A 13036-nucleotide genomic window follows, 5' to 3' on the forward strand; every position below is an offset into this window, starting at 1 on the left:
CGTCTCGTCGCGGCCTCCGGCATCAAGCCGTGGGCGAGCGGTCGAAGACGGCGACGATCCGCCCCAGGACACGAACGATGCCCTATCGCTCGAACGAAGACCTTCCCGCTGGCGTGCGGCATCATTTGCCGCCCCACGCTTTGGACATTTACCGGGAGGCGTTCAATCACTCCTTTGCTTCGCATGTCGGCGATCCCCGGCAGGAAGAGATCGCTCATCGCACGGCCTGGTCGGCTGTCAAGCGCTCCTATGTGAAATGCGGAGATCAATGGGTACCAAGGAAAACGGATTCAACGATTTGAGCGGCAACTCGAAGCGAGGCAATTGAGAAAGGGGCGCTGATCCGCCCAATTTGTTCATCGGCGAAACAATGACGAGGCGATCGTCGCGATCTTGCCCACCCCTTTTGGTCTCGCACGCATTGCCGCGGAATTTGACGGGCTTCCGCTCGTGATAAACGCTTCTCGGACTACCGGCGCTTGTCGCGACCACGCAAATTCAGTGCCTCGCGCACCTCGTCGTCTTCTACGGCATCCCTGATCGCGCGATCCGCCAGCCCGGTTTCGACGACCGGCTTTCCCCGATCGGGAGCGGCCACCTCGGACCTTTGCTTCACCGCGCTCTGCTGCGCCGCTTGACCATCCTTGTCCATTGCGCACACTCCCGCCGCATTAACTCAGTGCGACATCAGCAGACAGACCGGTGCCTGTTGCAAAAGGGTCTGGGTCATGCCGCCAAAAATCCATTCTCCCAACCGGCTGTGTCCATAGCCGCCGGTGACGATGAGGTCGGCGCCGAGTCCGGATGCCAACCGAACAAGATAGCCTCCGTCCGGCTCCGCAGTGTGGACACGTATCTCGTGTTGGGACTGCACGCCATGTCGTTGAAGATAGCCGGCCACGTCGCGAACCCGTTTGCGGGCCGCATCCTGCTCGCCCGACGTGCAGATTTCCGCGATTGTGACCTGGGAGGCCCTGGTCAGAAACGGCATAGCATCGCGAACGGCGATACGTGCTTCCCGTGTGTCCTTCCAGCCGACCACGATGCGTTCGCCGGACAACTCCGTCACCCGCTCCGGCACCGATAAGGTGGGGCGTCCCATCCGCAGCATGGCTCCGGCTGGATCGAGGAAGTGCGAGTGGCTGGCCGTGTGTGACCTACGCTTGACGACCACAATATCCGCCGCGCGAGCCTGCTCGACCAGAAAGTCGGTCGGATAGTCCAGTGCCCAGCGCCATTCGACCGTCTCGCTCGGCAGGCCGAGCACCCTCTTGAACCAAGCCTCCTTCGCCGAAAGCGTTGCCTTTATGCGTTTGATGTCTTCCTCGGTGGTCTGCTCGATGACGACACCCTCTGCCACGAAGGGAGGTTCCACCGCCACCGCGGAAATACCCAGGACGCTCGCTCCGAACGTTCTCGCAATCCCCCCGGCAACGGCAACTTGGCCTGCCGCCTGCTGTTCGGAATCGACATAGACCATGACGCTTGCGACAGACATGATGATGCTCCGGCAAAATGCGACGGCCTCTTATCGCCCCTGGATCGGCGAAACGCTTGACAGAAATCAAAGACGTTGCAGCGGCCCGTCGCTGGGACGGCTGCGATGCTTGATCCCGATCAAACCGGACCACCCACGATCAGGCAGGATGGTCCGAAATTGAAAGGCGATACGGAGGGTCTATCATGCAGGCACGAGATGTGATGATGTCGCCGGTGGTTACCGTCGGGCCGAATGCGACCGTCCGCCAGGTGGCGCAGATGCTGTTGGAGCACCGGATCAGTGCTGTGCCGGTCGTCGATGCCGACAATAAAGTTCTCGGAATCGTGAGTGAAGGCGATCTGCTGCATAGAACCGAGAGCAGCACCGAACGTTCCCCCTCCTGGTGGTTGCGCCTGTTGACCGGCGATGCCGACCTCGCGAGTGACTATGTCAAATCGCACTCGATCAAGGTGCAGGATATCATGACACGAGACGTTGCCAGCGCGGCGCCCGAGACGCCGTTGCACGACATTGCGATGCTGCTCGAAGAACATCAGATCAAGCGCGTTCCCATCGTCAACAAGGAAGGCCAGCTCGTCGGAATCGTCAGCCGAGCGAACCTGCTCCAGGCGATCGCCAGCGCCAGGCCGAAGCTCGAGATTTCGTTGCCGGATTCAGCCATCCGGAAGAGGTTCTTCGAGGAGATCAGAAAGCAACCCTGGGCTCATACATTCAATTTGAACGCGACCGTACAGGACGGTGTGATCGATATCTGGGGTTTCGCGCCATCGCTTGCCGAACGTACGGCCATTCGCGTTGCCGCAGAGACGATCCCCGGCGTCGTAGCGGTGAATGATCACCTCCTCGAAACTCCAGCCTTCGTCTATTGACCCGGAAGCCGGCACGCGGGGCGGCTGTCCCGCTGCCTTCAGTCGAGGATGCACGGCATTTGCCCCGCTGGACGAGGTCTGGCATGGCTCGATCTTCTCATAGCTGGAATTATTGCAGACGCAGCTCGTCGAGTATTGATGCGATCAATGCCGCGAGCGCCGAATTCCGGCGGCGCCGATGAATATTGCATCGATGATGTACCGCAAAGCATAGTTGGTAACGTCCTCACCTCAGCCCCTTGATCGCCTTGCGGTCCATCCACTAGTGAACGCGGTCGCGGCCTGCGTAATGACTAACGGCATCAAACTGAAGAAAATGACAACGGACCACATCTTGAAGGTAGGAGGTGAGAGCTGCAATAGCAGGGCAATCGGCGGCAGGTAGGGCGGCACGGCAATCAGTACCGCGCAAAGCACTAGCGCGCACCACAGCCAGCCGTTCCGAGTCACTTCGTTGACGAAGACAGGTGAGTGCTGATCACGCATGTTCAATGTGTGCCACAGCTGCGCAAAGGCGAGCGTGAGAAACGTAACGGTCACGGTCGCTTGGGCGTCGAGAACCAACCAGGACGACACAGCCAGAGCGCCGAATGTGCCGGCTGTCAGTGCAGCACCATGCAGCACTATCGTAATCCATTGGCGGTGGCCCAGAATGGATTCCTGCGGATCGCGCGGAGGATGATTTAGGATACCCGCCTCGCCTTCGCCCATCGCCAGCGCGAAGGCCGGAAATACGTCAGTCACGAGATTGAGATACAGAACCTGTAGCGGCAGAAGCGGCAAGGGTAACGTTGACAGCACGGCCAGGCCGACTACCATCACTTCGCTAAGATTGCAGGACAACAGGTAGGCGGCGAAACGCCGAATATTGGCGAAGATGATGCGACCTTCGCCGATCGCCTTGATGATGGTCGGAAATGCGTCATCGAGGAGAATCATGGCCGCCGCCTCGCGTGCAACATCGGTTCCCCTTAGGCCCATGGCCACACCGATATCGGCCTGCCGTAGCGCCGGCGCGTCGTTGACCCCGTCCCCGGTCATGGCGACGATCTCGCCTGCCGCCTGGTATGCCTTGACGAGAGCAAGCTTCTCATCGGGGTTCACCCGCGCGAAAATTCCGATGTCGCGGAGCGAAGGTAATCCGGTCTCGATCACCTCCGCGATCTTCTTGCCTTCAACGGCATTCGCGATGTTCTCGCCAAGACCAACGGCGCGCCCGATACTTCGCGCCGTCACCAAATGGTCGCCGGTGACCATGATCACGCGAATTCCCGCTTGCCTGCAGTCCCGGATCGCCATTGGTACGTCAGCACGCGGAGGGTCCTCGAAACCAATCAGGCCAACAAGGATTAGCCCCTCATAGGGCGGAACATCGGCCCGCGTCTCGGCTTTCATCGCACAGGCAAGTACGCGCAGGCCGTGATGGCCGAGCTGCTCAGCCCGGCTTAACCACTCCGCTCGCATGTCGTCATCGAGAACGACCTCGCCGTCGGCGACGGCCAGGCGCGTCGTGACTGCGAGGACTGCTTCCGGCGCTCCCTTCACCGCTACCAGCACGCCACCGTCGTATTCGTGAACCGTCGCCATCATCTTGGTGGCGGGATCGAAGGCATGCTTTCCAACGATCGGCTGCCCATCCAGCAGGGCAATCCGCGATATGCCCACGTTCAATCCGGCACGCAAGAGCGCGATCTCCATCGGGTCGCCGCTGCCGCTCTTGTCTGCCAAGTCGAGGTGGGCGTCGTTGCAGAGGACTGCAATTCGCAGCAATTGAACGGCCTGTGGGTCATAGCCAATCTGCGAACCCTCACTTTGCTGCGCTTTTGCCTCGAGTTCGATCTCGCCAGAGGCGGTGTAGAGCCGCCGCACCGTCATCCGATTCTCGGTCAAAGTGCCCGTTTTGTCGGTGAGGATGACGGTCGTAGCCCCAAGCGTCTCGACTGCGGACAAGCGCTCGATCAGCGCGTTCCGTCGCGCCATGCGCCACATGCCGCGGGCGAGCGCGAGCGTAGCAACGATCGGAAGGCCCTCGGGGATCGCCGCCACGGCGAGTGCTATCGCCGCCTCGACTATCACGAGAGGTTTCTCACCGCCGCGGAGACCGAGGGTGCCGATAACGGCGGCGGCCATGATGGTCGCCCAAACGAGTTGCAACGACAGGCGTTCGAGCTTGCGTTCAAGAGGCGAGCTACCCGGATCAGATTCGAGGACAAGACGGGCCACTCGGCCAAGTTCGGTGGCGAAGCCGGTCGCGACGACGACGCCGGCCCCGGTCCCGCGCGTAACGGCGGTGCCCTTGAACGCCATCGACGCGCGATCGCCGAGACGGGTGTCTGCGCCGACCGGGTCGATCTGTTTCTCGACGGCGACCGATTCTCCGGTCAACGACGACTCGTCCGCGGAAAAGCGAGATGTCTCGATGAGACGCAGGTCAGCCGCAACCGCGTCACCGGCCTCCAGAACAACGACATCCCCCGGAACGAGTTCCTCGGCCGGAACCCCATGCACCAGCCCCTGCCTACGGACACGGACGGTATGCGTGCCAAGCGCCCGCAACGCCTCGATCGATCTGACCGCCTTCAACTCGGTCACGAAACCGATCAGCGTGTTGATGGCAAGCACCGCAACGATGGCGCTTCCTTCTTCCAGTTCACCAAAATATAGTGCCAGGCCGGCTGCGCCACTCAGGAGATAGACGACCGGGCTCCTGAACTGGTGCAGCAGCAGGCGCATCGCGCCGGCTGGACGTCGGGAGGCGATGGTGTTCGCGCCGAAATGCTTGCGCCGTGCGCTGACCTCGGTCTCGGAGAGCCCTTCGGCACCGGATACGCGCAACTGACCGAGCAGTTCCGTGACAGGCAGAGCGTGCGGATACTCCGGAAGTATCGGCGGGTTGGCAAGTTCCTGCTTCGAGATGGCGAACCTCCTTTGCACCGGAACAGAGGAATTGTGCCGCTAGGCCGGGGCCTGAGCCGACACGGCTTCGTAGATATCCTCCTCTTGGGCCGTGTGCATGCGCACCAGCGTCTCGATCGCCTCGATCACGCGTTGCGCGTCCCGCACGAGATAGCGGTCGATTTTGTCCGAGGGCATGTCCTCGACGATCCGGCTGAGCAGCCGGGCAAGATGCAGTATCTCCCGATGGGCGCGGCTCATGGCAGAGAGACCATGGCGCTCGCGCAGCACCTCCGCGAGCTTCGGATAGACGCTGTCTTCGTCATCGCGCTCGTGTTTCACGACGCTGCCCTGAACCACCCGCTGGGCTTCGCCGATCAATGTCCCGGCCGTTTCGGGGGGCACGTCGTCCAATGCATCGACGATCTTGCGCAGGCGGTCGAGGTCCCTGAACAGGGTCTGATGATCGTGATGCAAAGTCAGCCCCTGCTCCGGCGTGATGCGACGGCCGCCAGCGCCGAAGGCTGGAGTGAGCGCGCGCAGCGCGTTCAGGATGACGGCGACATCGATCACCTCCTGCACGATCGCCGCCGGCACCGGGGCTAGCCAGCCGAGAGCGGCGGCGACCATCGCCACCAGCGACAACCCCATGCCGACGACAATGCTTTGCAGGGCAATCCGCCGCGCCCGCTGCGCAATGATGATCGCTTCGCCCACACGGTCAAGGCGGTCGGCCAGGATCACCACATCAGCCGCCTCGGACGAGGCGCTGGCTCCCCGCGCCCCGAGCGCGACCCCGATGTCTGCCACGGCCAGCGCCGGGGCGTCGTTGATACCATCGCCGACCATGATGGTCGGATGCAGCCGTTGCTCGGCGCGCACCGCCTCGACCTTGTCGGAAGGAACGCGGTCCGCCAGCACGGCATCGAGGTCGAGCGCAGCACCGATGGCTTGCGCCGCCGCGGCGCGATCACCCGTGACCATAACCATGCGCGCGATGCCCGCGTCGCGGAGCAACCGGATCGCTCTCGGCGTGTCGGCACGAAGTTCATCAGCCAGCAGCAACGCACCGATTGTACGTCCGTCTACGGCGACAAAGACTATCAGCGCCGAGCGCCACGAGGCGCGCCGGATTGCCCGCAGCTCCCACGGCAAGAGCTCAGCATTCGAGGAAAGCATCTGCCGCGATCCGGCCGTGACCTGACGTCCGTCGATCCGGCCGCTCAAGCCCGAGCCCATCGCCTCCTTGACCTGTTCGGGTGCTTTCAGCTCGAGGCGGCGATCGAGAGCCGCCGCCACCACAGTCTTGGCAAGCACGTGATGTGAAGCCTGCTCAAGCGATGCCCCGAGCCTGAGCACCTCGTCAGGGTCCTCTCCTGGCGCGACTTCGATCGACAGCAACCGCGCCCCTCCGACCGTCAAGGTGCCTGTTTTGTCAAACAACACGGTGTGCGCACGAGCCAGCGCTTCCAGCGCCCCACTGCCCTTGGCCAGAATGCCGCGGCGCGCCGCTTGCGCCACGCCGGCAATGAAAGCAACCGGTGCCGCGAGAATCAGCGGACATGGTGTTGCCGCGACGAGCACAGCGAGACTGCGCGTCAGATCGCCGGAGATCCGCCACGCCACGAAGGCGATGACAAGCGTGACCGGCAGAAGGATCAGCGCGTAGCGATCGGCCAGTCGCACGAAGGGAGCTTTTGCAGTTTGCGCCGCCGTCACCATGCGCACGATGCCGGCATAGGTGCTCTCGCCAGCCGGCGCGGTCACGGTCAATTCGAACGTCTCACCCGCATTCAACGAGCCTGACAGAACGGCACTGCCACGCGCTTTTTCGACCGGGATCGGTTCGCCGGTCACGGCGGACTCGTCAATGGTAGCCGAAGCCGAGCCAACGATACCGTCGACCGGCACGATCTCGCCGGCCCGCACCAGAAGTTCTTCGCCGACCGAGATTGCATCGACTGCAACCTCTTCGATCCGCTCGCCGCTCTTGCGATGGGCCTGCCGCGGCGCACGATCGACCAGCGACCTCAGGTCGCGCTCGGCGCGTGCGACCGCGATATCTTCCAGCACGTTGCCGCCGGAATACATCAACGCGACCACGGCCCCGGCAAGCGGTTGGCCAAGCGCCAACGCCGCGCTCATGGACAGCAGCGCAACGGCGTCCACCCCGAGGCGGCCGCTCAGAAAATCCCTGACGATGGAGACCGCAAGCCCTCCAATCACGGGCGCCGTGCCGAGTTCCCATGCAAGATCGGCGAGATCAGGCCGGCCGACGGCTCGCGCGAGAATACCTGCGACCAATCCCGCGATCGCAATCGCGACCAAGGCCCATCGCAGGACCCGCTCAAACGACATGATCTTATTCCCACGGTTGGCGACAAATCACACTCTTCCAAATCCGGCTTCGCCCATTGAGCAAGATCAACGCGTTCGTTGCGAGACCCTCATGCCCGGCGAGACACGGTCACTGGGATAGACAATCACCTTTTCTCCCGGAGCCAGGCCGGAAGCGACTGCCGCTAGACGGCCCGAGCGGCGCAAAAGCTCGAGTTGACGCAATTCGGCGCGCCCGTCCTTCGCGACGTAGACGTTCCAGCGCTCTCCGCGACGAAAGAGTGCGCCAGATGGGACGATCGTCGCGTCGTCCTTTGCGAAGACCGTGATCTGAACGTCGACCTGATAGCCGTCACCAAGCCGCGCCCACTGTCCCGGTGGCGACAGAAGATCGACGAGAACATTGACCCTTTGCTCCTCGACGCCAAGCGTAGAGACCTTGGTGAATGCCGCCGGCTCAACCCGGCGGACGCGGCCCCTCAATTTCCCCTCGCCGCCCCAATGGTCGATCGTGACATCAGCCCCCGCACGGATCTCGACTGCGTCGGTGCTGAGGACATCGGCCACGATTTCGAGATCTCTGGCGTCGCCGATGTCCAGAAGCGGCGTACCCGGCTGCACGGTCGTCTCGCTTGGCGTCGTCACCCCCAAAACAACGCCGGCGACCGGCGAAGCGACGCTCCAGCTTTCCGGTTGACCGTCGCCGTCGCTGCCGTAACGCGCCAGCAATGCGCGCATCTGACTGATCTCATGCCCGGCGGCGTGATCCTGGAATTCCGCCGCACGAAGATCCCGGTCAGCCAGGCGTGCCGCAAGTTCGGCACGTTCAAGGGTCTGCACCGTAGCGGCCCCTTGCTGGGCCAGGGTCCGCGCCCGCGTCAGATCGGTATTGGCCTGGTTGACCTGATCCCGCACCCGCTCGACAACTGCCTTGGTCCGCTCGAGGTTGGCTTCGGCCATTCCCAGCCTTTCCTCGACTTCCCGCCGGGTTCGTGGGTCCATCAGCGGCGCCGGCGATGGCCAGATCGTGGCGACGGCATCGTTGACCTGCACCTGGTCGCCGACCTTGAAGCGGATCCGGCCTAACCGTCCTGCGAGCGGTGCAGCGACAACGTATCGCTCGCGCACGCGTGTCTTGCCGTCTTCATCGACGGTGGCGACGAAGCGTCCTTTCGTCACCGCGCTCGTCTCGACCGCCACCGGCGCTGGCACCAGGAGCCAGATCGCGATCCCGGCCGCGGCTAGAATTCCCGCCGCCATTCCAATGTGCCGGCCCGCGATGCGCATATTCATTCTCTGGCCTTGAGGGCTGCAACCAGATCGAGCCGGTCGACACGCGCCTTGACGATGTACGCACTGGCAACGGCCGCGAGCAGCACGACGCCGGCTGCAATCAAGTAAGTCGTCGGGGCGACCACCGCAGGTATTTGAAAGCTCTCGTTGGAATGGAATCTCGCGATCAGATCGATGACAACGCGCGAAAGCGGCAGGCCGGCCGCAATGCCCAAAGCGATCTCTATGCTGAATTCGCCGAAAAGGATGCCTGCGACCTCACCACGGGTGAAGCCCAACACCCTCAAGCTGGCCAACTCCCATGCTCGCTCCTGCAGGCTGATGCGGGCACTATTGTAGACCACGCCCACCGTAATGATCGTGGCGAAAGCTGCAAGGATGCCGGCTGTTACAAAGATAAGCCCTGCAATTTTCTCCATGAAAGACGTGAGCGTATACGCTTTCATCGTCACGGATTCGATAGTGGGGAGGTTCTTTAACTTCCGCCCCAATGTCGTTACCGCCGTCGGCTCGACATACAGGCTCGCGGCCGAGACCACGGCGCCTTCGTCCGTGAAACGGTTCAGCGTCTCGATCTCCATGTAGGACGCCATTCCGATCGGTTCATCGACGACAGCACTGACCGGGATATCTCGCTTGCGCCGCCGCCCCTCCATCGCTTCGATCGAGATGATGCCGCCGGCCTGCACATCGAGCCGCTCGGCAAGACGCCGGGTGAGCGTGATGCCGTCGGGCTCGGCCGCGATTGGGCGCAGCATGGCGTCATGCGGCCGGCGCAGTTCGTCCCCGACAGCCAGGCCGATCACAGACGTCAGATAGCTGCGTTGCCCGGCGCGAAGCCGTACCGGCACCATGCGCTGGCCTTCAACCGCTAGTACGCCGGGCTCGCGAGCCAGGTCGCGAATGATCGAGCGATCCATCGGATGCGGAAACGTGACCGTCGTATTTCCGCGCTCCACCAGATTGAACTGCAGATCAATCATCTCGCCGATCGCGTCGTGCCAGAATATCCCAAGCACCATCATTGGCACGGCAAGGGCCACCCCCGCCACGGTCAGCAGCGAACGGAGTGGGCGTCCAGCGGTATTCCGCAGGACCATCATCCGGCGCGATCTCGCGACATTACGTGGCAGCAGGGCCTCGATCCAGGATCGGCGAAAGTCGAGCGGCGCGGCCGGCCGCATGGCGACCGCGGGCGCAAGTCGAACGACCTGCCGCAAGGCGGTCAAAACGCCGAGAGACGCCGCGGTTGCGCTGATCACAATGCCCAACACCGCTGACCAGGGAGCGAGCGCAAAAGTCAATTCGGGCAGATGAAAAAATCCTCGATAACTTGCGATCATTGCCCTTCCAAAGCCCCAACCGGCGGCAATCCCGAGTACCGACCCGATCAACACGATAACGAGAACCAGCTTCAGATAGTGCAGGCTCAACGCAGTCGTGGGAAAGCCCAGCGCCTTCAATGCGGCGATCTGCTCGCGCTGCACCGCAACCAGCCTGCCGAGCGCGCTGTTGAGCAGGAACGCGGCGACCCCGAAGAAAATGAAGGGAATAGTCGTCGACATCACCTTTTGCTGATTCAATTCGTCTTCGAGAAATCTGTTGGACGGCTGATCCCGCCGCTCGACCGCGCCAACCGATCCATACGGTTCGAGCAGCCGGTCCAGTTCTTCGATCACCGGCTTGGGGTCTGTGCCCGGCGTCAGCGAAATGACCGCGTCGTTGAAGGCTGCCTTCATGTCGAAGCCGGCTTCCGCCGCGCTGCGGTCTACCCAGAGAATTGCATAGAGCCGGTCGTCCGGAATCGGCAGCCCCGGCTTGACGGCGTAGACATATTCGGCTGAGAGCGCCACGCCTATAACGTGAAACGCCTCCACCTTTCCGTTCAGCAGCACGCGGATCTCATCGCCTGGCTTCACTCCATTGGCTTCCGCGAACGCCTCATTGACCGCTGCGTCCCGCGAGAAGCCGAGTTCGGGCGCCATGCCTCGTCGCAAATGCAGCCGGGCAAGGGTCTCGTCCCCGGCATGTACGAGCGACACCATGCGGGCCGAGACCGGCTGCGAGGCCGCCGGCCAGTCGACGATGACTTCACGAACAATGCGCGGATCGACGGCGGCGACTCCGGGAATCGCGTTGAGCTGCGTGACGATCGACAACGGTGCGCGCTTGAGTGTCACGAACACCTGCGGAAACCGCGTCGTCGCGTAGAATCGCTCCACTGCTGTGTCGAGGGACTCGTATGTCGAGACCGATCCCACGAAGACGGCGATGCCGGCGGCAACCAGCAAGGCGATGGTGAGCACCTGGCCCCGCATGGAACCGATGTCGCGCCGCAGTTTTCGATCGAGCAAGCTCACCACCGGACCTCTTCCGCCGAGAGCCGGTGTGTATTGCGCTCCTCGCCGACAATCCGCCCGCCGCCAAGCCGCAGCACGCGGTCTGCCATGCCCGCGATCGCCGCATTGTGCGTGATGATGATGGTCGTCGTGCGGAGCCGCTCATTGGCGCGTGCGATGGCTGCAAGCACCACCTTGCCGGTCTCGCAATCCAGCGCACCGGTCGGTTCGTCGCACATCAGGACGTCGGGCGACTTAACGATGGCGCGGGCAACTGCGACGCGCTGCTGTTCGCCACCCGACAGTTGCGAGGGAAAGTGGTCGATCCGCTCTTCCAGCCCGACAAGGGTGATCGCCTCGAGCGGATCGAGAGGCTTCTCCGCTATCTCGTTCACCAGTGCAACGTTCTCCAGCACCGTAAGGCTTGGGATGAGGTTGTAGAACTGAAAGACAAAACCTACATGTTCGCGCCTGTAACGCGTCAACTCGGCGTCGGTCGCCCCGACCAGATTGTGGTCTCGCCAACGAGCCTCGCCGGACGTCGGACTGTCCAGGCCTCCCAGAATGTTCAGCAAGGTCGACTTGCCCGATCCGGACGGCCCAAGGAGCACGACGAACTCACCCTCAAAGATGTCGAGATCGACGTCGCGTAGCGCATGCACGTCGATCTCTCCCATTCGATAGGTCTTCGAAAGCCCCCTGGCGTGAAACACCGGGGATCCGCTGCTATCCGGCTTGGGCGGATGGACATCCATCAGCATAGTCCGCTTACGGCCGCCCTTCAGTAGCTTGGCCGATTACCGATCGGTTCAATGCGACAACAGCACAGGAATTGGCGGCCTCGTCAGTATGCTGCGGGTCGCGCCTCCCAATATGAACTCTCGTAAGCGGGAATGACCATACGCCCCCATGACGAGCAGATCCGCCCTGCGGGAAGCTATCTGAGCCGCGAGAACCTCGCCGATGGCTTGTCCCGCGGCATTGACTTCCTCGACGACCACGTCGATGCCATGACGCGAGAGATTCTTCGCAAGTTCGGACGACGAGCGTCGGCTCGATATCGCCTTCTCGTTGGTCACCGTGAGAATGAACACCTCTCGCGCATTCTCCAGGATCGGGATCGAATCGGAGACGGCGCGTGCCGCCGCGCGGCTGAAGTCCCACGCAACGATCACCCTGTTGAGTTCGGCTTCCTTCGAGGCAGTCGCCTCCGGTAGCACCAGCGTCGGTCTTCCCGAACCGAATATGATCGCTTCAGCATACCATTGGTCATAGGATTCCGGCACCGGCACGATGGTGAGATCGCGCAGCCGCGCATAGTCCACCAGGAGGTCCGGGACTTCGGACGTCAGACAACGCTCGAGAATGGTCTCGTGCAGCAGCCCCGATTTCGTAGCCGCCGCTTCAGAAGTCGCCAGCAGTTCCTGCGCATTTTTCCTGCTCTTGTGAGCTTCACCGGCCACGATCGATCCGACATTGCCGACCCCAGACAGGAAGGTCCCGGGTATTTGCACATGGACTTCACACGAGATCGCCGCGACGTGGGCTCCAAATGGTGAGACGAGCGATACGGCGCGGTCGATTACCGAAACCGGCGTCGGCTCGGGATAGCTGGTCAAGGTGAGCAGAACGTCCCTTACGGCCATCGCGTGTCTCCGAACTTTCGATCATGGTATCAGCGCCGCGTCCGGGTCGATTGATCTAAGTCAGAACGCCTTCGGTTCGGCCCCTGCCGCCAAACTTCCGATCACCGGCCCACGCCGCGACCTCGAGTCCGCTCATTTGACCCAAATCAAGCGGCT

General features: G+C 62.5%; 10 protein-coding genes. 2 read left to right on the plus strand and 8 right to left on the minus strand.

The genetic code is table 11. The features are described from left to right. Nucleotides 1–77 precede the first annotated feature (77 nt). Nucleotides 78–302 (plus strand): ChaB family protein, encoded by a 225-nt coding sequence (locus XH90_RS22905; protein WP_194476591.1) that lies wholly within the window; start codon nucleotides 78–80, stop codon nucleotides 300–302. A gap of 167 nt (nucleotides 303–469) precedes the next feature. Here XH90_RS22905 and XH90_RS22910 read toward each other — a convergent pair whose 3' ends face one another. Together XH90_RS22910 and XH90_RS22915 are read right to left on the minus strand one after the other, a co-directional pair. Then, nucleotides 470–652 (minus strand): hypothetical protein, encoded by a 183-nt coding sequence (locus tag XH90_RS22910; protein ID WP_194476592.1) that lies wholly within the window; start codon nucleotides 650–652, stop codon nucleotides 470–472. A 24-nt stretch (nucleotides 653–676) separates the two neighbouring features. Further along, nucleotides 677–1498 carry a universal stress protein gene (locus XH90_RS22915; RefSeq protein WP_194476593.1) on the minus strand — a complete coding sequence of 274 codons (822 nt, stop codon included), beginning with the start codon at nucleotides 1496–1498 and terminating at the stop codon, nucleotides 677–679. A 203-nt stretch (nucleotides 1499–1701) separates the two neighbouring features. On the opposite strand from XH90_RS22915, the gene XH90_RS22920 reads away from it, so the two are divergent. Then, nucleotides 1702–2370 (plus strand): CBS domain-containing protein, encoded by a 669-nt coding sequence (locus tag XH90_RS22920; protein ID WP_246755563.1) that lies wholly within the window; start codon nucleotides 1702–1704, stop codon nucleotides 2368–2370. Nucleotides 2371–2601: 231 nt separating this feature from the next. On the opposite strand, the gene XH90_RS22925 is transcribed toward XH90_RS22920, so the two are convergent. From XH90_RS22925 to XH90_RS22950, 6 genes are all read right to left on the minus strand, one after another. Continuing rightward, nucleotides 2602–5304, minus strand: a complete 2703-nt coding sequence (locus XH90_RS22925; RefSeq protein WP_246755565.1) for a cation-transporting P-type ATPase — start codon at nucleotides 5302–5304, stop codon at nucleotides 2602–2604. A gap of 21 nt (nucleotides 5305–5325) precedes the next feature. Continuing rightward, nucleotides 5326–7623 carry a heavy metal translocating P-type ATPase gene (locus tag XH90_RS22930; protein ID WP_194476595.1) on the minus strand — a complete coding sequence of 766 codons (2298 nt, stop codon included), beginning with the start codon at nucleotides 7621–7623 and terminating at the stop codon, nucleotides 5326–5328. A gap of 66 nt (nucleotides 7624–7689) precedes the next feature. Next, on the minus strand, nucleotides 7690–8895 hold the full coding sequence (locus tag XH90_RS22935; RefSeq protein ID WP_371748260.1) for an efflux RND transporter periplasmic adaptor subunit: 1206 nt from the start codon (nucleotides 8893–8895) through the stop codon (nucleotides 7690–7692). Then, nucleotides 8892–11255, minus strand: coding sequence for an ABC transporter permease (locus XH90_RS22940; RefSeq protein WP_194476596.1), 2364 nt, complete (start codon nucleotides 11253–11255; stop codon nucleotides 8892–8894). The genes XH90_RS22935 and XH90_RS22940 overlap by 4 nt, the downstream gene beginning before the upstream one ends. After that, nucleotides 11252–11989, minus strand: coding sequence for an ABC transporter ATP-binding protein (locus tag XH90_RS22945; protein WP_194476597.1), 738 nt, complete (start codon nucleotides 11987–11989; stop codon nucleotides 11252–11254). Before XH90_RS22945 ends, XH90_RS22940 begins: the two co-directional genes overlap by 4 nt. A 54-nt stretch (nucleotides 11990–12043) precedes the next feature. Next, nucleotides 12044–12880, minus strand: a complete 837-nt coding sequence (locus XH90_RS22950) for a universal stress protein (RefSeq protein WP_194476598.1) — start codon at nucleotides 12878–12880, stop codon at nucleotides 12044–12046. Nucleotides 12881–13036: the final 156 nt, after the last annotated feature.

This window comes from Bradyrhizobium sp. CCBAU 53338, from assembly GCF_015291665.1.
Classification (GTDB): domain Bacteria; phylum Pseudomonadota; class Alphaproteobacteria; order Rhizobiales; family Xanthobacteraceae; genus Bradyrhizobium.